General features: G+C 70.5%; 17 protein-coding genes and 4 pseudogenes. 10 read left to right on the top strand and 11 right to left on the bottom strand.

All coding sequences use genetic code 11. The annotated features are described in order from the left end of the window. Positions 1-372, top strand: a pseudogene (locus KUM38_RS43685) (hemerythrin domain-containing protein). Between the two features lie 66 nt (positions 373-438). Here KUM38_RS43685 and KUM38_RS26105 read toward each other — a convergent pair. The 5 genes and pseudogenes from KUM38_RS26105 to KUM38_RS26085 all read right to left on the bottom strand — a co-directional run bounded on the left by KUM38_RS26105 (position 439) and on the right by KUM38_RS26085 (position 4,932). Beyond that, a complete protein-coding gene (locus KUM38_RS26105) occupies positions 439-1,656 on the bottom strand; it encodes a serine hydrolase (RefSeq protein ID WP_217132378.1) in 1,218 nt (405 codons plus the stop codon). Positions 1,657-1,711: 55 nt separating this feature from the next. After that, a pseudogene (locus tag KUM38_RS26100) lies at positions 1,712-2,269 on the bottom strand (alpha/beta fold hydrolase); the annotation flags it as partial. 181 nt (positions 2,270-2,450) lie between these two features. Continuing rightward, a complete protein-coding gene (locus KUM38_RS26095) occupies positions 2,451-2,987 on the bottom strand; it encodes a hypothetical protein (RefSeq protein ID WP_217132374.1) in 537 nt (178 codons plus the stop codon). A 93-nt stretch (positions 2,988-3,080) separates the two neighbouring features. Continuing rightward, positions 3,081-3,558: pseudogene (locus KUM38_RS26090) on the bottom strand (SDR family oxidoreductase). A gap of 171 nt (positions 3,559-3,729) precedes the next feature. Further along, complete coding sequence (locus KUM38_RS26085) at positions 3,730-4,932, bottom strand: globin domain-containing protein (protein ID WP_217132372.1); 1,203 nt, start codon at positions 4,930-4,932, stop codon at positions 3,730-3,732. Positions 4,933-5,237: 305 nt separating this feature from the next. Between KUM38_RS26085 and KUM38_RS26080 the strand changes: the two are divergent. Beyond that, positions 5,238-5,623 (top strand): annotated as a pseudogene (locus KUM38_RS26080) (cupin domain-containing protein). A gap of 86 nt (positions 5,624-5,709) precedes the next feature. Here KUM38_RS26080 and KUM38_RS43015 read toward each other — a convergent pair. The 3 genes from KUM38_RS43015 to KUM38_RS26070 form a co-directional block, all read right to left on the bottom strand. Next, positions 5,710-5,841: a hypothetical protein gene (locus tag KUM38_RS43015; protein ID WP_302181272.1), complete on the bottom strand. Its 132-nt coding sequence runs from the start codon at positions 5,839-5,841 to the stop codon at positions 5,710-5,712. Between the two features lie 98 nt (positions 5,842-5,939). Continuing rightward, complete coding sequence (locus KUM38_RS26075) at positions 5,940-6,431, bottom strand: cupin domain-containing protein (protein ID WP_217132802.1); 492 nt, start codon at positions 6,429-6,431, stop codon at positions 5,940-5,942. 186 nt (positions 6,432-6,617) lie between these two features. Continuing rightward, positions 6,618-7,091, bottom strand: a complete 474-nt coding sequence (locus KUM38_RS26070) for a carboxymuconolactone decarboxylase family protein (protein WP_217132355.1) — start codon at positions 7,089-7,091, stop codon at positions 6,618-6,620. Positions 7,092-7,370: 279 nt separating this feature from the next. On the opposite strand from KUM38_RS26070, the gene KUM38_RS26065 reads away from it, so the two are divergent. Continuing rightward, complete coding sequence (locus tag KUM38_RS26065; protein WP_217132353.1) at positions 7,371-8,879, top strand: PTS transporter subunit EIIC; 1,509 nt, start codon at positions 7,371-7,373, stop codon at positions 8,877-8,879. A 257-nt stretch (positions 8,880-9,136) separates the two neighbouring features. On the opposite strand, the gene KUM38_RS26060 is transcribed toward KUM38_RS26065, so the two are convergent. Further along, on the bottom strand, positions 9,137-10,033 hold the full coding sequence (locus KUM38_RS26060) for an RNA polymerase sigma-70 factor (RefSeq protein ID WP_217132351.1): 897 nt from the start codon (positions 10,031-10,033) through the stop codon (positions 9,137-9,139). A 523-nt stretch (positions 10,034-10,556) separates the two neighbouring features. On the opposite strand from KUM38_RS26060, the gene KUM38_RS42165 reads away from it, so the two are divergent. Beyond that, positions 10,557-10,757, top strand: a complete 201-nt coding sequence (locus tag KUM38_RS42165) for a hypothetical protein (protein WP_254397729.1) — start codon at positions 10,557-10,559, stop codon at positions 10,755-10,757. 399 nt (positions 10,758-11,156) lie between these two features. After that, complete coding sequence (locus tag KUM38_RS26050; protein WP_217132349.1) at positions 11,157-12,032, top strand: endonuclease/exonuclease/phosphatase family protein; 876 nt, start codon at positions 11,157-11,159, stop codon at positions 12,030-12,032. Positions 12,033-12,069: 37 nt separating this feature from the next. Here the strand turns inward: KUM38_RS26050 and KUM38_RS26045 are convergent, their stop codons facing one another. Together KUM38_RS26045 and KUM38_RS26040 are read right to left on the bottom strand one after the other, a co-directional pair. After that, a complete protein-coding gene (locus KUM38_RS26045) occupies positions 12,070-13,533 on the bottom strand; it encodes an MFS transporter (protein ID WP_254397728.1) in 1,464 nt (487 codons plus the stop codon). Between the two features lie 367 nt (positions 13,534-13,900). Continuing rightward, complete coding sequence (locus KUM38_RS26040) at positions 13,901-15,250, bottom strand: family 43 glycosylhydrolase (RefSeq protein WP_217132345.1); 1,350 nt, start codon at positions 15,248-15,250, stop codon at positions 13,901-13,903. A 240-nt stretch (positions 15,251-15,490) separates the two neighbouring features. Between KUM38_RS26040 and KUM38_RS26035 the strand changes: the two genes are divergently transcribed. The 5 genes from KUM38_RS26035 to KUM38_RS26015 all read left to right on the top strand — a co-directional run bounded on the left by KUM38_RS26035 (position 15,491) and on the right by KUM38_RS26015 (position 20,990). Next, positions 15,491-16,756: an ROK family transcriptional regulator gene (locus KUM38_RS26035; RefSeq protein ID WP_217132343.1), complete on the top strand. Its 1,266-nt coding sequence runs from the start codon at positions 15,491-15,493 to the stop codon at positions 16,754-16,756. Beyond that, positions 16,743-17,600: an ABC transporter permease gene (locus KUM38_RS26030; protein WP_217132341.1), complete on the top strand. Its 858-nt coding sequence runs from the start codon at positions 16,743-16,745 to the stop codon at positions 17,598-17,600. Before KUM38_RS26035 ends, KUM38_RS26030 begins: the two co-directional genes overlap by 14 nt. Continuing rightward, positions 17,597-18,409, top strand: a complete 813-nt coding sequence (locus KUM38_RS26025) for an ABC transporter ATP-binding protein (protein ID WP_217132339.1) — start codon at positions 17,597-17,599, stop codon at positions 18,407-18,409. Before KUM38_RS26030 ends, KUM38_RS26025 begins: the two co-directional genes overlap by 4 nt. Before the next feature lie 20 nt (positions 18,410-18,429). Beyond that, complete coding sequence (locus KUM38_RS26020; RefSeq protein WP_217132337.1) at positions 18,430-19,431, top strand: aliphatic sulfonate ABC transporter substrate-binding protein; 1,002 nt, start codon at positions 18,430-18,432, stop codon at positions 19,429-19,431. A 92-nt stretch (positions 19,432-19,523) separates the two neighbouring features. Continuing rightward, the gene (locus KUM38_RS26015; RefSeq protein ID WP_254397783.1) at positions 19,524-20,990 is read left to right on the top strand and encodes a sulfatase-like hydrolase/transferase; all 1,467 of its coding nucleotides are present in this window, start codon (positions 19,524-19,526) and stop codon (positions 20,988-20,990) included. Positions 20,991-20,999 lie beyond the last annotated feature (9 nt).

Below are 20,999 nucleotides of genomic sequence, written 5' to 3'. Positions count from 1 at the left end.
ATGTGCGAATACTGCGGCTGCCAGTCCCTGACGGCGATCGACGACCTCACCCGCGAGCACGACGCGGTGGTGGATCTGATCGGCCACGTCCGGGACGCCCACCGCGCCGGCGACACCGACCGGACGGCCGCGCTCGAGGCGGAGCACCGTCGCATCGAGGCCGTGCTGGAGGAGGCCGCGGCCGGCACCCCGCGGGACGTCACCTGACCGGACCGGCTGATGGGGGCGCTCGATCTGCTGCGCGGGCACATCCTCAAGGAGCAGGACGGTGTCTTCCCGGCCGCGCCGGCGGTCCTGTCCACCGAGCAGTGGGAGGCGGTCGAGGCGGTGCGCGCCCGCGTCGGTTCGCGCGTGGAACAGCCGGCGGGCTGAGACGGGCCCGTGCCCCGGCCGGACGGTTGTCCGGCCGGGGCACGGGTGCGGGTGCCGGCGGCCGGGTCAGTCGCGGGTGACCTGGGGAGCGATGTCCTCGGTGTAACCGCGGGGCGGGGCGGTGGACTTGAACTTGGACGTGGCGGCGGCCGTACCGGAGCCGCAGAAGGAGGCGTCCAGCGTGGCGCCGAGGGTGGCGTTCACGGTTCCGTTGTTGGAGGTGTTCGCCAGGGAGGTCATGCTGCGGGCGCCGTCACTGGTGGTGAAGGCGTAGGTGTAGTAGCCCTGGACGGTTCCGGTGTGGCCGTAGACGGTGGTGCCGCAGGAGAGCTTCCGTGCCCTGAGGCCCAGTCCGTAGGACTGCTTTCCGTCCGCGGTGACCGGGACCATGGTGGTCATCTCCTCCAGCTGCTCGGCGGGCAGGAGCCTGCCGGACAGCAGCGCGGAGAAGAAGCGGTTGAGGTCCTTCCCATTGGAGATGACCGCGCCCGCGGACTGGGCCCAGGAGACGGTCTGCTCGGTGGAGTCGACCAGCGGCAGCGTGGTGTCGTCCTGGCGGAGGTACCCGCGGGCGTAGGAGCCGGAGAGGGTCGTCCGCGGATGGACGTACGAGGTGTTCCGCAGCCGCAGGGGAGCGAAGATGCGCCGCTGGTACTGGGTGGCGACCGGGGTGCCGGTGAGGTGCTCGATCATCTGCCCCAGCACCACGAAGTTGGTGTTGGAGTAACTGTAGGCGGCGCCCGGCGTGTTGTTCAGGGGGCGCGCGGTGGACAGGTCGATGAGCTCCTGGTAGCTGAAGACCTTGTTCCGGACCGCCTCGAAACCCGGGACGGTGTTGTAGAACATGTCGTTGGTGTAGTCGTACAGGCCGCTGCGGTGGCTGAGCAGGTGCCGCACGGTGATGCGGTCGTCGGGCAGCGGTTCGGGCAGGTAGTGGTTGGCCGGGGCGTCGAGGTCGACGCGTCCCTCGGCGGCGAGTTGCAGCAGCACCACCGCGGTGAAGGTCTTGCTGACGCTGCCCACGCGGAACCGGCGGCCGGTGTCCATCGCCGTGTGGGCGCCGGTGTCGGCCTCCCCGGTGGCGACGCGATAGGTGGTGAAGCCCTCGTCGATCCGGGTGAGCGCTCCCGGAGCGCCCTGCGAGAGGGCCGTGTCGTGCACGGTGCGCACGGCGGTGAGGTCGGGGGCGGGCAGGGAGGAACTGTCCGCGAGGGCCGGAGAGGCCCCCAGAGTGACGATCAGGGTGGAGCCGGCGAGCACCAGACTCACGTCTTTGATCCGCATCCGCATCTTTCTTGATGGTGGGGGAATCGGAGGACGCCCGCGGCTCCGGATCGGCTCAACTTGCCTTTGCTGTCCGGAAGTCGGAGAAGTCACCGGCGGCCGGGGCGGTACCGGGGGCATCGTAGTGCACCGCCGGTCGCCCGCCGGGCACCAGGAACCCGGCCACCGCGGCGTGGAATCCCCCCGGGCGCCCTAGGCGCCCAGGGCGCCCCGGACGCGCCAAGTGGTCCGCCTCATCGAGGATCACCAACCGTGCGCCGGGGATGCCGTCATGGAGCGTCCGCGCCCGGTGCGGCCCGCGGACGAAGTCGTCCGCACCGACCGGCACCAGTGGGGGAGCGGTGCGGGAGGACAGCGGATCGCGGACGTCGAAGGGAGACCCCCCGCCCCGGTTCGGCGCGGTCGTGCAGCCGGCCGTCTCGGGGTGCCCGGCGATGTGCCGCTGCACGAAACGCTCCATGCGGGCGACCGCGGCCGACCAGAAGGCGGCGTCCGCCACCGGCGAGGTGTCGTACAGCACCAGGGCCGAGACACGCCCGGCGTGTTCGAGGGCGTACCACCGGGCGGTGAACCCGCCGTGCGAGCGCCCGAGCGGCACGAGGTCCGGCGGGTCGAGGTGCTCGACACACTGTGACGCTTGCCCTCATATGTTGTGGAGAAAGGCTTTGCTACGTTGACCACAACGTTCCGGGGACCCCGCGACACGATCCCCGTGAAGAGCGCCCGGAACAGGGTGGTTCCGGGCCCCTGTCCTGAACCTCGTCAGGCTGCGCCCGGAACCGCGGGGAGAGGCATCAGGGGCGCTTGGCCCGGTACAGGCCCCGGCCGCTGCGCCGGATGCGGGACGTGCCGACGAGGCGGTCGAGGGTGCTGCGGACCGCGTTGATGGTTCCGCTGTCGGTGTCCCGGCCGAGGGCCGCCGCCACGTCGCGGGCCCGTACGTCCACGTCTCCCACCGTGGCGAAGTAGTCGAGGATCTGCTCGGTGAGCCGGCCGTACTTCTTCTGCCCGTCCGCGTCGGCGGAGGGACCGGAGGTGCGGCGGACCTGCGCCGGGGTCTTCGCCGTGACGTCCACGGAGGGCACGTCCGCCCTGGGTGCCGGCGCCTGCCGCGGCTCCGCCGCGCCGGCTCGGGCCGGGGCCGCCGGGGCGGGTTCGCGCATCAGGACCTGGAGGGCGCCGAGGGCCCGCTGGACGGAGCCCAGGTGTGCCACGACGGCGGCCAGTTCTCTCTCCAGGGCCTGCTTCTGCAACTCCAGGCGGGCCAGGTCCTCCTGGAGGCTCTCAGCGGTGACCTCGATGTTGTGCGCCGCGTGGGTTCCAGAGACCATGTGTTCCCCTCGTCCTCAACCTTCCCACCACATCATATCGCCGACGGCATCGGCACCGTTGTGGCGCGGACGGAACGGCCCGGGACCGTGTGGTCAGCGCGTGCCCCGGTGGGCGGCCGTCCAGTCGGTGTAACGGGTGGGGGCGAGACGGGCGTCCTCCTTGCCGGTGAGGACGTTCCCGCGGACGACACCGAACATTCCCGCGTCGTCGTCCCTGACGACGGGGTGCCGGGCAGACGGATGGTGTCCCCTTCGGTGGTCCAGGACAGGATCGCGTCCACGAACTCCATGAACCGGGTGGCACGCACGATGGAGTACGGGACCGGTCCGGTGGCCAGGAGCTTCTCCATCGAGGTCCGGAAGAAAGCGGGCGAGGCCTCGTCGAAGGTGGGGAGTTCGTCAGGTCGACGATCACCTCGGCGCCCTCGACCGCCTTCTCCAGCCCTTCACCGGTGAGCACGTCCACCCCGGTCGACCGCGCGTGCGGCACCGCTTCGTGACCGGAGGCGTTCAGCTTCTCGACGACCTTCGACCCGATCAGGCCGGTACCGCCGAAGACTGCGATCTCCATGACGTGCCCTTCCACGAAGGTCCACGAAGGAGCGACATGGTGTTCACGGCTTGTCCGGCAACATGTCAGTGCCACTGTTGCGGTCGGCAGGACGGAGCGCGTGAAACGGAGCGCGTGAACGTGACGACGAGAGGCGGACCGCCCGAGTGGCGGTCCGCCTCCTGTCCGGTACTACTTGCTGAGCCAGAGGTCGGGGCCGAACACCTCGTAGTGGACGTCCTTCGGGCCGATCCCCCGGGCGAGCAGGTCACCGCGGACGGCCTGCATGAAGGGCAGCGGGCCGCACAGGAACGCGCTGACGCCCTCCCGCAGCGACAGCCGGGTCACGTCGGCCAGGCCCTCGTGGACGTGGGGCGCCACCGGCTCCCCGGGCGTCTCGTACCACACGTGCAGCGCGGCGTTCGGAAGCCGGCCGACGAGTTCCTCCATCTCCAGACGGTGCGCGTGGTGGGCGGGGGAGCGGTCGGCGTGCAGGACGGTGACGTGGCGCTCGGCCGAGGTGTCGGCCAGGTGGTCGAGCATCGACAGCATGGGCGTGACGCCGATGCCGGCGGAGGCGAGCAGCAGCGGGCTGTCGCCCTCGGGGAGCACGAGGTCGCCGAAGGGCAGGGAGACCTTCACGATGTCGCCCGGGCGGGCGTGGGCGTGGAGCCAGGAGGACACCTCTCCCTCGGGGGCCCGGCCGTCGGCGGAGCGCTCGCGCTTCACGGTGATCCGCCAGGTCTTGCGGCCGGGGGCGGTGGAGAGGCTGTACTGGCGTATCTGCTTCGCCCCGTCGGGGAGCTCGACCCAGACACTGACGTACTGGCCGGGGGTGAACGGCCCGGTGGGGTCGCCGTCGGGGCGGCGCAGCTCGAAGGAGGCCGCGTCGACCGACTCCTCGGTGCGTTCGGCGATCTCCATGTCCTGCCAGACGGCGCCGTTCTCGACCCCCGCGCCGGCGTACAGCCGTGCCTCCATGGCGATCAGCGCGTTGGCCATGAGCCAGTACACCTCGTCCCAGGCGGCCGCGACCTCGGGGGTCACGGCGTCCCCGAGGACCTCGCCGACGGCCCCCATCAGATGCCGTCCCACGAGCGTGTACTGGTCGGACGTGATGCCGAGCGAGGCGTGCTTGTGGGCGATGCGCCCGAGGACGGCGTCGGGACGTTCACCGGGCCGCTCCACCAGCGTGGTGGCGAAGGCCGCGACGGCGCCGGCGAGGGCCTCGCGCTGGGCGCCGTTGGCCTGGTTCGCGCGGTTGAACAGGCTGCGCAGCAGATCCGGGCGCTCCTCGAACATCCGGCGGTAGAACAGCTCGGTGATGCTGCCGAGGGAGGCCCCGACGGCGGGCAGCGTGGCCCGGACGACCGGGATCGACTGGGTGGAGAGCATCTTCTGGCTCCTTGATCGGCACTGATGTGCTTCGTGGATCGCGCGCAACGGCATGCTAGTTAATTGGCATCTCAGATTCCTATTTAAGAGAGTGTGATCTGTACGACTCTCCCGCGCGCACCGCTCCGCCCTCGCCCGTGTCACAGACGCGCACCCCGCCCGGTCAACACCGAGGAACAGTCGTGGGGCGCGGGCGGTGTTCCCGCTCCCCGGCACGGGACACCTACGAAAGGTGTGGCACAGTGTCGGGCAATCGCGCAGGACACGTGCACGGGGCCGACGGGCACGGCGAGCGGGCGAGCTGGATGAAGGCGGCCCGGATGATCCAGGACGCCTCGCCGATCACCGTCCCGGAGGGCGCGTCGGCGATGACCATCGAGGTCGAGTGGGAGCCCGGCGACTCCGGGACCCCTCCCCACCGTCACTCGGGCCGGCGTTCGGTTACGTCGTCGAGGGCGCCGTCCGTTTCGAACTCGAGGGTCAGCCCGAGCGCGTCGTCGAGGCCGGCGGGACGTTCTGGGAGCCCTGCGGCGACGTCATCCCCTATCAGGACGGCAACGCGCTGACCGACGCGCGCACCCGGTTCGTGGTGACCATGATGTGCGCGCGGGGCAAGCCCATGCTCGAACTGGTCGACGAGGGGGAACTGGCGCGGCGGTCCCACCTGCGCACCCCGCGGCCCACCGGCTGAGCCGCCGCCCGCCCACCCGGGAAACGTCCGGCCCCCGTCCCCTCCGCTGCCGGAGGGGACGGGGGCCGGACGGCTGTCCGCAGCGCTCACACCGCGCCGACGACGGCCTTGCTGCGCATCAGGGAGTCCGGCGGGAAGCCGTCGTGCGGCACACCCGGCGCCATCCAGTGGGTGGGGCGGCCGCCGCTGTCCTGGCGCTCAGCGGGATGCGCCGGCACTGCTCGACGAGGCGGTCGGTGCAGGCCTCGGCCTCGTCGGCCCGGCATCAGCCGGGACCGGACGGGCCCCTCGCCCGTGACGTCCCCGCGGGCCGCGGTCACTCCACGAAGTACGAGTCGTGCCTGTCGAAGAACCGGGCGCGTTCCTCCTCGGAGGCGTGGGCCAGCTGCGACACCTGCTCGAAGTACTCCTCGCGCGGCGCACCCGGCGTGAACAGCAGCAGCATGTCGGCCGGGGCGTCCGAGTCGTTGCGGAAGGCGTGCAGTCCGCCCTGCGGGACGTGCAGGAAGTCACCCTTCTCCGCGTCGACCCACCGCTCGCCGTCGAAGAGCCGGACGGTGCCCTCGAGGATGTAGAACGACTCCGAGATGGTCTTGTGGAAGTGGGTCTTCGGACCCCCCGCCTTCGGGCGCATCTCGACCCGGTACAGGCCGAACTCGCCCCGCGTGGTGGCCGTGGTCGCCAGGTAGTGGAGGGCGTCCCCGCCGGTGCCGCTCTCGCCGATGTCGGCCGGGGTGCCGACCGGGCGGTACCGCGCGCTGACCTCGCCGCTGTCTCCCCAGTAGACCTGCTCCGGGTAGTACGACATGTTCGTCATTCCTCTCTTGTACGGGGACCGCTGTTCTCACCGGCCGAGCGGTTCGAAGACGACGGCCGGTCTCCCGACGAACCGCTCACGGTGCGCGGCGGTGCCGCCGGCCGGGAGACGACGCGTGAACGATGTGGGGCGGCGCGGTACGGGTGACCGTCGAGCCCGGCGGATGAGGCGGGTGCCTCAGCCGAACTGGCCGGGCTGGTAGTCACCGGCGGGCTGCTGGATGATGACGTTGACGCGGTTGTAGGCGTTGATGATCGCGATCAGGGAGATCAGCGCGGCGAGCTCGTCCTCGTCGAAGTGCTTCGCGGCGTTCGCCCAGGCCTCGTCCGTGACACCACCGGCGGCGTCCGCGATGCGGGTGCCCTGCTCGGCCAGCTCCAGGGCGGCGCGCTCGGCCTCGGTGAAGACCTTGGCCTCACGCCACGTGGCGACCAGGTTGAGGCGCTGCTGGGTCTCGCCCGCGGCGGTGGCGTCCTTGGTGTGCATGTCGGTGCAGAAGCCGCAGCCGTTGATCTGGCTGGCGCGGATCTTCACCAGTTCCTGGGTCGTGACCGGCAGGATCGAGTCGTGCACCACCTTGTTCGCCGAGTTGATGTGCTTGAGCACCTTGCCGGCGAGCGCGTTGCCGAAGAGGTTGATGCGAGCGTCCATGGTGGAATCCGTCCTCCGTAGTGCGGTTACACCCTCCTGACCGGGACGGTGCGGCTTCCCGTGACAGCAGTCAGGTGTGACGTGCGTCACATTTCCGGCGTTCATATGGTCCGATCGACACGGTGGCGAACGGTGTGCGGACGGCCTCTGCGTGGCCTGCCGCTTTCGGACGCTTGACGCCCCGGGGCGCTGAAAATATCTTTCAGCTTCGAGCAGGACGCGAGAAAGAAAATTTCGAAGACGTGCCGGCCCCACCTCACAGCAAGGCATGACCGCACCATGAGCGAAGAGAACAAGCACCACGCCACCGCTGCCGCCCTCCTCCCCCTGGTCGGAGGCGCGCAGAACGTGACGTCGGTGGCCCACTGCATGACCCGTCTCAGGCTGGGGCTGCACGACCGGTCCCTCGTGCAGGACGAGCGGCTCAAGGCACTTCCCGCGGTCATGGGCGTCGTCGAGGACGACACCTACCAGATCGTGCTGGGGCCGGGAGCGGTGGCGCGTGTCACCCCGGAGTTCGAGGCCCTGGTCGAGGCGGAGAAGACCGGGGCCGCGACGGCGTCCCCCGCCCCGGACCGCGGGGACGACCCCGTGACGGCCGAGGCGCTCGCCGCACAGGGAGCGGCGCTCAGGGCGGAGCGGAAGGCGAGGAACGCGACGCCGTTCAAGCTCTTCCTGCGCCGGATCGCGAACATCTTCGTGCCGCTGATCCCCGCGCTCATCGGCTGCGGCATCATCGCCGGTCTGAACGGCCTGCTGGTCAACCTGCACTGGCTCCCGGGAGTCACCCCGGCCCTGGCCGCCATGGCGTCCGGGTTCATGGCGCTGATCGCCGTCTTCGTCGGCCACAACACGGCCAAGGAGTTCGGCGGTACGCCGATCCTGGGCGGTGCCGTCGCGTCGATCATCGTCTACGCGGGAGTGGCGGACGTCGAGGCGTTCGGCCGGCACCTCGCACCGGGACAGGGCGGTGTGCTCGGTGCTCTGGGTGCCGCGTGGCTCGGCGTGTACGTGGAGAAGTGGTGCCGACGCCGGGTCCCCGAAGCGGTCGACGTCCTGGTGACGCCGACCGTCACCGTGCTCGTGGCCGGACTGGCGACCCTGTTCGGACTGATGTTCCTCGCCGGTACGGTGTCCACCTGGATCGGTGACGCCGCCGACTGGCTGCTGTCCCACGGTGGCGCGGGCGCCGGGTTCCTCCTCGGGGGCCTCTTCCTGCCGCTGGTCATGCTGGGCCTGCACCAGGCCCTGATCCCCATCCACACGACCCTCATCGAGGGCGCCGGCTTCACCGTCCTGCTGCCGATCCTCGCGATGGCGGGCGCGGGACAGGTCGGTGCGGCGATCGCGGTCTACTACCGGCTGCCGCACAACACCTCGATCCGGACGACCATCAAGTCCGCGCTCTGGCCCGGCTTCCTCGGCGTCGGCGAGCCCCTCATCTACGGCGTGTCCCTCCCCCTGGGACGTCCGTTCGTCACCGCCTGCGCGGGCGGAGCCTTCGGCGGCGCGTTCGTCGGTCTCTTCAACCAGCTGGGCACGGACGTCGGTTCGACCGCGATCGGCCCCTCCGGGTGGGCGCTGTTCCCCCTCCTCGACGGCGACCACGGTCCGGCGCGGACGGTCGCCGTCTACGCCGCAGGTCTGATCGTCGGTTATGCGGCGGGCTTCCTCGCCACCTACTGCTTCGGCTTCACGAAGACCATGCTCGCGGAACTCGACGCGGCGCCCGCCGCTCCGTCGGAGGGCCGGACCGTTCCCGCGGAGCGCGCCGCGGAGAAGGTCTGACCCGACGGCCGCGAAGGCCGGGAACGCCGCCCGGTCACGGCGCAGCGGGGGAGTTCCCTTCCCCGGCGGCCACCGGATCGAGCTCTTCGGCGTCCCCGGGGCTCATGCGTCCGCCACCCGGGAGCCCGAACCGAGGAACGAGGCGATCTTGCCCGGTTCGGACACCCCCATCACACGGGGGATGCCCGCACACGAGGCCACGCTCGTCATGAAGGTGGTGGGCCGGCCATTGCCCGGAGCCCGTACCGGGGAGCGGTTCAGCCGCTCAGGGATGCCACATAGGGAGACAACTTGTCCGGGTTCATCACCCACATGATCCGGTCGATCCCGTCCGCCGACACGTCGACGGACAGCAGGGCCACGGCGTTCTCGCCGACGGAGACGAGCACGGCCGGCCGTCCGTTGGCCTCGACCCAGCGCGTCCGCGTCGGCGGCCAGAACCGCGGCGCGAAGGCGGTGAGGTACTTGGACACGTGGTCACGTCCCACGACCGGGATCCTCGAGGCGCCCCGGACGCCTCCGCCGTCCGTGTAGCTGACGACGTCGGCGGCGAGGACCTTCTCCAGCACCGCCAGATCGCCCGTCTGCGCGGCGGCGAGGAACACCTCCAGCAGGCGCCGGTGATCGGCGGGGCTGACGGGTTCCTTGCGTTCGGCGGCGAGGTGCTTGCGCGCACGGCTCACCAGCTGGCGGGTGTTGGCCTCACTGGTCTCCAGGATGTCCGCGACCTGCTTGTACGGGTAGTCGAAGGCTTCCCGCAGTACGTAGGCGCCCCGCTCCAGCGGGTTCAGCCTCTCGAGCAGGAGGAGGACCGCCAGTTCCAGCGCCTCGGCGCGCTCCGCACCCATCTGCGGGTCCTGGCTGGTGTCGACCGGCTCGGGGAGCCACGGTCCGACGTAGGACTCCCGCCGTACCCGCGCGGACTGCGCGACGTTGATGGCCAGGCGCGTGGTGATCGTGGTCAGGAAGGCCGTGGGCTCGTGGATGCCGGCGCGGTCGGTGTTCTGCCACCGCACCCATGTCTCCTGGAGGACGTCCTCGGCTTCCGCGGAGCTGCCGAGCATGCGGTACGCGATCCCGAACAGTTGTGGACGCGCCGCGATGAAATCCCTCGTGGCACGCTCGAGGGAATCGGTGCCGTCCCCAGTGTGCATGGTTGCCCCTTCCGGCTCCTGCGCGACCATGCTACAAGCCGGTTCAGCGGCGTGCGCCCGGGGAACGTGTGAGCCCCCACACCGCCACGGACCCGGAACGACACACCGTGTCACTCCTTCTTGAGGTCCTCGCCGATGATCCCGCGGGTCCGGGGCATCGGCGCCGTCCGGCCGCGACGGCGCGGAGGCCCGGCCACGGGTGCGGCGTGCACACCGTCCCCGTACGCGCCCATGAGCGGCTTGGGCCCGCAGGACCTTCCCCGGCCCGTGGTGGCGCAGGAGGCGGAGGCGTACTCGAGTCCGCGCCGCCGACCACCGGTACCGTCCCCTGTACGACCGGGCCGGCGGCGCCCAGATCGCCGAGCTGCGCACCCAACTGGGCGCTCCGCTGCCGCTGATCACCCTCGGCGGGTTCCACAACGGCGCCGACGACCTCTCCCGCGCCGATCACCTGCACCAGCTCACCAGCGCCCACGACCGGATCGAACGCGTCTGCACCTGGATCCTCCCGCAGCGTCGGCGGGTGTCCCGCCGCAGCGGACGGGACCGCGCCCGGCGCGCCGGAAAGATCACCGTGCACCGGCTCGACCCGGCCATCCACGTCGGGCGGCGCGGCTGCATCAACCCCGACTCGTATTGCCCCGACGGCCGCAGCCACCTGGACCACACCACCGACACCGTGCTCGCGCTCCTCCGCGCGACGAGCCCGGCCGGACCCCGCTGAGCCGGTACAGGGCCGCGGCGGGTCCGGGTTGTAGCCGTGCGCCCGGGCGGTGGGCTCGTACCACTGGATGTCCACGACCACGGTGTCCCACCCGTACGCGAGCAAGTGGTCCCGCAGGAACGCCGCGTCGGCGAGGACCTCCTCCTCGGTCACCGTGGTGCCGTAGCAGTCCCAGCTGTTCCAGCCCATCGGCGGACGCAGATGACGTGCGGGGATCGGCCGTGCCGGTCGGGTCATGACGGGGTGTCCTCACGCAGACGTGTGCGGGCGGGTGTTCCACGGCGGTGCACGGGGAGATTCTGACAGGCCCCGACCGGGCGGTACGGTGCTGTGACGACGGACGAAAGTCCCCACGGAACGCACTGTGTTGGCCCTGCCCCTACCCGACCTGGAGAAGGTGTGAAGTCCAGATCCCGACGTTCTGTCCGCGCCACCGCCGTACTCGCCGCCGCGTTCGCCGCCACCCTGCCGGCCATGGCCGCACCGGCCACGGCCGCCGGTGCTCCCGGAGCACACGCTCCCGCGGTGCCGCTGCGGGTGGCGACGTACAACATTCACGCCGGGGCCGGCCAGGACCAGGTCTTCGACCTGGACCGCACCGCGGCGGCCCTGCGCGACCTGCGCGCCGATGTGATCGGCCTCCAGGAGGTCGACGTCCACTGGGGTGCCCGGAGCGACTTCGCCGACGAGGCACGCGCACTGGCCGAGAAGCTGGACATGCGGGTGTTCTTCGCACCGATCTACGACCTGGACCCGGCCGACCGGGACGGCGAGCGGCGGCAGTTCGGCGTCGCCGTGCTGAGCCGCCACCCGGTGCTCGCCGCCGAGAACCACGAGATCACCCGGCTCTCCACCCAGACACCCGATCCGGTACCGGCCCCGGCGCCCGGCTTCGCCGAGGTGGTGGTCGATGTGCGGGGCGCCCACGTGCACGTCTACACCACGCACCTGGACTACCGGGCCGACCCGTCGGTCCGTGAGGCCCAGGTGGCGGACATGCTCGGCGTCCTGGCCGCCGACCGCGGACCGAAGGTCCTGGTCGGCGACTTCAACGCCGAGGCGACGGCCCCCGAGTTGGCGCCGCTGTGGGAGCGTCTGCGGGACGCCGCCCCCGACGCCGGCGGAACGTACCCGGCGATCGACCCGGTCAAGCGCATCGACCTGATCACCGTCTCGCCCGGCATCCGCGTGACCGGCGCCCGTACGGTGGCGACGGAGGCGTCGGACCACCGGCCCGTGGTCACGGACCTGAGGGTCCGCCGACGCGGCCACTGAACCGGTCACCGGCGGGCCCGCTCACCGGCGGGCCCGCTCACCCGCCCTGGAGGCGTCGCAGGTCGGAGGGGCGGACCTGGATGGCCACCAGGGCGATCAGCGCGGCGAGCACGGCGAAGATCGCCGCCATGACGAAGGCCGCCGAGACACCGGAGGTGAGGACCTCGTCGGCCCAGGGTGGTGGCAGCTCCCCGGTGCGCTGGAAGCGCAGGCGCTCGGCGGGGGTCGCCTGCCGCAGGAAGAGCGGAACCTGTTTCTCCGCCTCGTTGCCGCTCGCCGTACCGAACACCGTGACCAGGATGGACAGACCGAGCGAGCCGCCGACCTGCTGGGTGGCGTTGAGGAGGCCGGAGGCCGCGCCGCTCTCCCGCACGGGCACGTCCGACAGCGCCATCAGCGTCAGCGACACGAACTCCATGCCCATGCCGAGGCTGAAGACCAGCATCGGCCCGAGGACGCTGCCCGCGTAGGTGGAGTGGACGTCGGTCAGCGTCAGCCAGCCCAGGCCCGCCGCCGCGAGGACACCGCCCCCGACCATGAAGGGCTTGGGCCCGTACACGGGCAGGAACCGCGCGGTCAGCCCGGCACCGACCGCGATGACCGCGCTGACCGGCAGGAAGGCGAGTCCGGCCCGCAGGGGACTGAAGTCCAGCACGTTCTGCACGAAGAGCGTCAGGAAGAAGAACATGCCGAACATCGCCGCGGCCAGGCACAGCATGATGCCGTACGTGCCCGCGCGGTTGCGGTCGGCGAACATGTGCAGCGGGGTGATCGGCTGTCTCGACCTCCTCTCGACCAGGACGAACCCGGCGAGGACGAGGACGGCCGCGGCGAACGAGGCCAGGGTGAGCGCGTCCCGCCAGCCGTCCTGCGCGGCCCTGATGAACCCGTAGACCAGCAGCACCATGCCGGCGGTGGAGGCCAGCGCGCCGGTGAGGTCGAAGCGGCCCGGATGGCGTTCGGACTCCTTGATCCAGCGTGGTGCGGCGAGGGCGATGAGCAGCCCGATCGGGACGTTGACGAAGAGCACCCACCGCCAGTTCAGCCACTCGACGAGCACACCTCCGGCGAGCAGCCCGATCGCGCCGCCGCCCGCCGACACCGCGGCGAAGACCCCGAAGGCCCGGTTGCGTTCCGGCCCTTCGCGGAAGGTCGTACTGATCAGGGCGAGGGACGTCGGGGAGGCGATGGCGCCTCCCACGCCCTGGAGGGCGCGGGCGGCGAGGAGTTGGCCGGAGTTCCGGGCGAACCCGCCGAGCAGCGACGCCAGTACGAAGAGCAGCACGCCGGCGACGAAGACGCGCCGTCTGCCGAGGATGTCACCGGCCCGGCCGCCGAGCAGCAGCAGACCGCCGAAGGTCAGGGTGTAGGCGTTGACCACCCACGACAGGCTGGTGGTGGAGAAGTCCAGGGAGCGCTGGATCTGCGGCAGCGCGATGTTCACGATGGTGATGTCCAGCACCACCATCAGTTGACACGACGCGATGACCAGCAGCGCCATCGTGTTTCCCCCGCCACCGGTGTCCCGGACGGCGTGCTGCGCTGTGGAGGCCGATCGCGGACTGCTTCTGGTCATGCCGGGTCGCCCTTTCGGGAGTCCACCGTTCGACCGTACGCGCACGTCCCCTCGCCTACATCTCGATCACCACGGTCCGGCGGGAGGCCCACGGCAGTCGGCAGCGGTCGGCTCGGCTTCCGGCCTGCCGCTCCGATCGTGCGCTGTCCGTCGGCCTCGTGGCACGTGACAGCGTGCCGGGCACGACCCGTGCCGGTCGGGACCGCGGGCTGCCCGCGGAGACCGTCCCCGGTCTCCGCGGGCCACCGGCGAGGCAGGGCGAAACGCGCCGGCTCACCGGGTCAACTGCCTGTCATCGGCCCGCATCACGGCGCTCGACGTACAGGCGGGCGTCCTTCCTGCCGGTCCACTCCAGCCGTACGACACCGGGCACGGCGGCGTCGGCGACGCGCTCCGGGTCCTTCCAGTAGCCCTGGGCCGGGTTCCGGAAGAACGTCGCCCACAGGCCGCCCTTGTGGTCCTCGAAGAAGTTGTTGTGACCGGCGCCGACACCCGCGGTCCACCGCTCGGAGTACGGCCCCTCGAAGCTGTCGGAAACGGCGACGATCACGTCGTACTGGTACTGCACACGGCCCGGCCCGGGCGGGTCGTAGGCGTTGCGTGTGCTTCCGTAGGCATCGACCGACGTGCGGTCCCACGCGGCGTGGAGCAGGTAGTACTTGCCCTTGTACTTGAACACGTACGCGCCCTCGAGGTACGGCTCGGGGGAGTAGGGCGTCTGCTGGAACTTCGGGAGGTCCGTCGTCGTGACGATGTCCTCCATGTCGTCCCGGAACTTGGCGTAGAGGTCGTTGTGCAGCACGAGCCACGCGTCGTCGCCCTCGGTGTAGAGGCCGCCGTCGATGTGGAAGTAGGCGCCGGGCTCGATGAACGCCGGCCCCCCGATGAACGACTCGCCGAAGGGCTTCTCCAGGTTCCCCTCGACCAGCCGGTACGGACCCTCGACGCCGCCCTCGCTCACCAGCATGAACGAGCCCACCTTGCGGGAGTGGTCGCCCGTGCAGGCGAGGATGTACCACTTCCCCTTGAAGTGGTGCACCTCCGGGGCCCACGCGTTGCCGCGCTTGCCGAAGCGGTCGTCGTGCCAGTACTCCTGCCAGGGCGCGACGACCGTGCGGCCGGGCCGGTTCTCCCCGACGAACTCGGGCGACCACACCTTGCCCTTCTCGGCGTCCGGCCGTATGCCGGTCGTGTCGGCGAGTCTCCACGGCCCCTCGAGCGAGGGCGCCGTCCACACGAAGATGCCGTCGTTCCACGGGCCGGCCGCTTCCAGCCCGGGCACGCGGCTGGTGCCCGTGGCGACGTAGACCGGCCGGCCGTCGACGACGAAGCAGTTGACGTAGGTGTCGCGTATCCACACCTGGCCGCGCTCCTGGTCACGGGGCCGCAGCTCCAGCGGCAGCAGGAAGGAGTTGTCCTCCCGCGGCCACAGGTCCAGCCGGGTGTCCGCGACACCGTACGGCGCGGGGTCGGGCCAGTTCGACGGGTGACGCCGCGCCGACGCGGCCGGGGACGGCGTGGCCGGTGACGGCGCGGGTGTGGCGGCCTGCGCGGCGGTCACGGGAAGGGCGGCTGCCGCCCCCACGCCGGCGGCACCGGCCAGCAGGGAGCGTCGGCGCAAACGGTTCCGGGCATCGGCCATCAGTCGCGTTCTCCTTCGTCGTCCCCGCCAGGAACCCCAAAGGGCAGCCCAGGGCGGGCTGTGGGGCGGGGGTGTGCCGCACAGCATGCGAACACCGACGCATTTACGTCAACACCTCGGACGAATAATCCCCGTTGACCGACGCACTCAGGGCATTGTCCATCAGGCCTTATGAACGCTTCGTTGCGTTTTTCTGTCGGAGTGTTGACGAAATAATCCGGCCTCCCTACCTTGACCGGCATGCAGATGCCCAGCGGAGTGCACGCACTGGTCAGACGGACCCATGAGGAACGCGTCCTGCGTGCGCTGCAGGAGAACGGCGCCATGAGCCGCGGTGAGATAGCCCGGGTCGTGGGCCTGTCCCGCACCACCCTGTCCGAGATCACGGGAAGCCTCCTGCAACGAGGCGCGATCGTGGTCGTGGACACCGATGCCTCCAGGCGTGAGGGGAGTGGCCGGCCGGCCGAGCGGCTGGCGCTCGACCCCGCGTCGGCGCAGTTCATGGGCGTCGACTTCGGCCATCGACGCGTCCATGTCGCCGTGGCCGACGCCTCGCACGAGATCATGGCCTCGGGCGCGGCCCGCTACGACGACACGGCGTCCTGGCAGGTGCGGACCGGACTCGCCCTGGACCTGGTCGAGCGGCTGAGCGCCGAGGCCGGTGTCCACTACGGAGCGCTTCAGGGCATCGGCATCGGCGTGCCGGGGCCCTACCCGGCCCCGGAGGGAGCGGCCCCGCCCCGCACCACCCCCTTGGGGACGGTGCTCCGCCCGGCCCCGGACGGGGTCGACGTCGCCTTCGCCGAACGCTTCGACGCACCGGTGATCGTCGACAACAACACCCGTCTGGCCGCTCTCGCCGAGGCGATCAGCGGCGCCGAGAGCGTCGCCGACCTGGTCTACGTACGGTTGTCGGACGGGGTCGGCGGAGGTCTCGTCGTCGGCGGGCACCTGGTGACCGGCTCGGCCGGACTGGCCGGCGAGCTCGGGCACGTCACCGTCGAACCGGCGGGCCGGCCGTGCCGGTGCGGCAAGCGCGGCTGTCTGGAGACGGTGGCCTCGGTCCCCGCGATCCTCGCGGCCTGCTGGGAGTTCGGTCTGCCCCTGGAGAACCTGCGGGACCTGGCGGACGCCGTGGCCCGTGCGCACCCCGTCGCCGACCGGGTGCTGCGCGAGGCAGCCGGGGCCCTGGGACGCGTCGTCGGAGCGGCGACCATGACCCTCAACCCGGCGAAGGTCGTCATCGGCGGCGAGATCACCCAGCTGGCGCCCGTCATCGTGGAGCAGGTCGCCGCGACCCTCGCCGCCGACCTCTTCCCGACCGCGTCGGCCGGTCCCGTCGTCGAGGCCGCGCGGCTCTCGGACGACGACGGGGCGATCGGCGCCCTCGCCGCCGTCTTCCACAACTCCCCGCTTCTGGCGAGGTATCCCGAAACCGCCGACGTGAAGGGCGACACCGATGCCCGCGTTTCCACCACCGAAGGAGCCGCCCATGTCCGTCCTTGAAAAGCGGGGCGCCGAACCATCCGGACAGACGCCCCCGGCCCCGGACGACGCCGGCACCACGAACACGACGAAGACCGCGGCGGCGCCTTCGCGGCCGGGCCGGCGCGGGCTTCCCCTGATCCTCAACGCCGTGTCCGTCGTGCTCGGCATCGCACTGTGGTGGGCCGCGGCGGCCGCCGGCTTCAAACTGCCGACACCGCCGGAGGTCGTCTCCCGGGCCGGGACGCTGATCGCGGACGGGACCCTCGGCGAGGACGTCCTCGCCAGCCTGACCCGCGTACTCATCGGCTTCGCCCTCGGCACCGCCGCGGCCGTCCCGGTCGGCTTCCTCATGGGCTGGTACGGCACCGCGCGCGGCCTGATGGAACCCTGGATCCAGTTCTTCCGCACCATTCCGCCGCTGGCGATCATCCCGTTGGCCGTGGTCGTCATGGGAATCGACGAGACGCCGAAGATCTTCGTCATCTTCCTCGCCGCGTTCCTGGCGTGCGTGATCTCGACCTTCCAGGGTGTGGTGAACGTCGATCGCACCCTGATCAACGCGGCCAGGGTCCTGGGCGCCAAGGACCCGACGATCTTCGCCCGTGTGGTGGTGCCCGCGTCCACCCCGTTCATCCTCGTCGGCATGCGGGTCGGGCTCGGCTCGGCCTGGGCCACGCTGGTCGCCGCGGAGCTCATCGCGGCCCAGGAGGGGCTCGGCTACCGCATGCAGAACGCCCAGCTCTACTACGACCTCCCGACCATCTTCGTCGGGCTCATCTCGATCGGGATCCTCGGTCTCCTCATGGACCGGGTCCTCCTCCTCGCGGAACGCAAGCTCACCGGATGGCAGGAACGCCGATGACCAGTAAGCCGGCCAAGATATCCGTTCAGGGTGTCACCAAGACCTTCGCCCTGGGCCGGGAGACCTTCACCGCCCTCGACAATGTCTCGGTCGACATCGAGGACCATGAGTTCGTCACCGTCGTCGGCCCCTCGGGCTGTGGCAAGAGCACGCTCATGAACATCCTCGCCGGGCTGGAGACACCCACGGCGGGGCGTGCGCTGGTGGACGGCGCGCCCGTGTCCGGGCCAGGACCCGAGCGCGGCGTGATCTTCCAGCAGTACGCGCTCTTCCCCTGGCTGACGGTCCGTCAGAACGTCGAGTTCGGCCTGCGGACGGCGGGCGTCCCGAAGGGTGAACGCCGGAGCCGTGCCGAGCACTTCATCGAGCTGGTCGGCCTGGAACGCTTCGCCGACGCGCTGCCCAAGACCCTGTCCGGCGGCATGCGCCAGCGGTGCGCCATCGCCCGCGCCTACGCCGTCGACCCCTCGATCCTCCTGATGGACGAACCGTTCGGCGCCCTCGACGCCCTGACCCGGGTGAAACTCCAGGAACAGCTGCTGGAGACCTGGAGCCAGGACAAGCGCACCGTGCTGTTCATCACCCACGACGTCGACGAGGCCGTGTTCCTGGCCAACCGGGTGATCGTCATGGCGGCCCGCCCCGGGCGCATCTACGACGTCATCGAGGTCGACCCCGCCATCGAGCGCAACGAGGAATTCCGCCTCAGCTCCGAGTTCGCCGCACTGCGCAACCGTGTGTGGCACTCCGTCTACCACCAGGAAGGCCGCACCGCCGCCCCTTCCGCCGCCCACGCCTCGACACCATGATCCGGAAGGGACTCCCCGCGATGCCGTCCACCACCACCCGCAGATACCTCTCCGCCACGCTCGCCGGCCTGTCCGCGATGGCGCTGCTGACCGCGTGCGGCAGCGGCTCGGACTCCGGCGGGTCGGGCGAGAAGGTGCGGTTCGGCTACATCAACGACTTCAACGGTGCGAGCCTGATCGCCATCGCCGACGCCGAGGGCCTGTGGAAGAAGCACGGGCTGACGGCGGAGGCCAAGGTCTTCACCAACGGGCCGCTGCAGATCCAGGCCCTCGGAACGAACAACCTCGACTTCGGCTACATCGGCCCGGGTGCGATGTGGCTGCCCGCCTCGGGTCAGGCCAAGGTCGTCGCGATCAACACGCTGGGCAACTCCGACCGGGTCATCGCCCAGCCGGGCATCGACTCGATGGAGCAGCTCAAGGGGAAGACCGTGGCCGTTCCCGAAGGCACCTCTGGCGACATGATCCTCACGCTCGCCCTGCAGAAGGCGGGGATGACCAAGGACGACCTCAAGGTCGTCCCCATGGATCCGTCGACCATCGTCTCCGCGTTCTCCTCGAAGCAGGTCGACGCGGCCGGCTTCTGGTATCCGGCCGCGGCCACGATCAAGAAGCAGATTCCCGACATGAAGGAGCTGGCCAAGAACACCGACTTCGAGGACGACGTCTCCTTCCCCACCGCGTTCGTGGCCGGCAACAAGCTGGTGAAGGACAACCCGGAGAAGGTCGAGAAGGTCCTCGCCGTCCTCCGCGACGCCATGAAGTTCCGGTCCGAGCACACCGACGAGGCCATCGAACTCACCGCCGAGAAGCTGAAGCTCCCCGTCGACCAGGTCAAGGCCGACGCGGCGAACAACAAGGTGCTCGGCGTGGACGAACTCGACTCGCTGACCAAGGACGGCACCATCGCCAAGTGGCTGACGGGCATGAACGACTACTTCGTCGAGACGGGCAAGCTGAAGAAGCCCGTCGACCCGAAGACCTACTACACCGGCGACCTCTTCATCGGAGCAGGCAAGTGACCTCGTCCAGCACGTCCCGTCCGGCCGACGCGACCAGCGGGGCCGGCGAGCCCGGCACGTCCGGCGCGTCCAGGAAGAACATCCTCTTCCTCATGACCGACCAGCACCGGGCGGACACCCTCGGCGCCTACGGCAACCCGCTGGCGCACACCCCGGTTCTCGACGACCTCGCCGCCACGGGCACCCGCTTCGACCGCTGGTACACCCCCACCGCGATCTGCACCCCGGCCCGGGCCAGCCTGCTGACCGGCCAGGCCCCCTTCCGGCACAAACTGCTCGCCAACCACGAGCGCAACGTCGGCTACCTCGAGGACCTGGCCGAGGACCAGTTCACCTTCTCCCACGCCCTGCGGGAGAACGGCTACAACTGCGGCCTCATCGGCAAGTGGCACGTCGGCACCCGCCGGACCGCGGCCGACTACGGCTTCGACGGTCCGGAACTGCCCGGCTGGCACAACCCGGTGGACCACCCGGACTACCTCGCCTATCTCGACGAGCACGGTCTGCCGCCGTACGAGATCAGCGACCGCATCCGCGGCACCCTGCCCAACGGCGGTCCCGGCAACCTGCTCGCCGCCCGGCTGCACCAGCCGGTCGAGGCGACCTTCGAGCACTACCTGGCCACCCGCGCCATCGAGCAGCTCGAGCGGTACGCCGCCGACGCGCGAGAGCGGGAACAGCCCTTCTTCCTCGCACTGCACTTCTTCGGACCGCACCTGCCGTACATCCTCCCCGACGAGTACTTCGACCTGGTCGATCCGGCGGACGTGGAGCTGCCGCGGTCCATCGCGGAGACCTTCCAGGGCAAGCCTCCGGTCCAGCGCAACTACAGCGCGCACTGGACCTTCGACACCATGCCGATCGAGACCACCCGCAAGCTCATCGCGGTCTACTGGGGCTACGTGGCGCTGATCGACAGGCAGATCGGCCGGGTGATGGAGGCCATGGAGCGGCTCGGGCTGGTGGACGACACCGCGGTGTTCTTCACCTGTGACCACGGTGAGTTCACCGGTTCGCACCGGCTGCACGACAAGGGCCCGGCGATGTACGAGGACATCTACCGCACGCCCGGCCTGGTCCGGGTCCCGGGCGCGTCCGGCGGTGTCGTACGCTCCGAGTTCGTCAGTCTGCTCGACTGCACCGCGACCATTCTCGACCTGGCCGGCATCGACCCGAAGGCCGCGGTCGACTCGCGCAGTCTGCTGCCTCTGGTGCAGGACGAGTCGGTCGACTGGGACGAGGACATCGTCTGCGAGTTCCACGGCCATCACTTCCCGTACCCGCAGCGCATGCTGCGCGAGGACCGGTACAAGCTCGTCGTCAATCCCGACTCCGTCAACGAGCTCTACGATCTGCACACCGACCCGGACGAACTGCAGAACGTCTACGCCCACCCCGAACAGGCGGAAGTCCGTTCCCGCATGATGCGCCGCCTGTACGGCGTGCTGCGGGAGCGCGGTGACAACTTCTACCACTGGATGACGTCGATGTACGACGTCGGCGAAGTGGGACACGACCCGACCCTGAGCGGGCTCGACGAATCCACCTACCGGACGTGACGGAGGACT

Source organism: Streptomyces sp. AC558_RSS880 (assembly GCF_019049255.1).
GTDB lineage: Bacteria > Actinomycetota > Actinomycetes > Streptomycetales > Streptomycetaceae > Streptomyces.
This window is presented reverse-complemented; position numbering and strand designations above follow the sequence as displayed.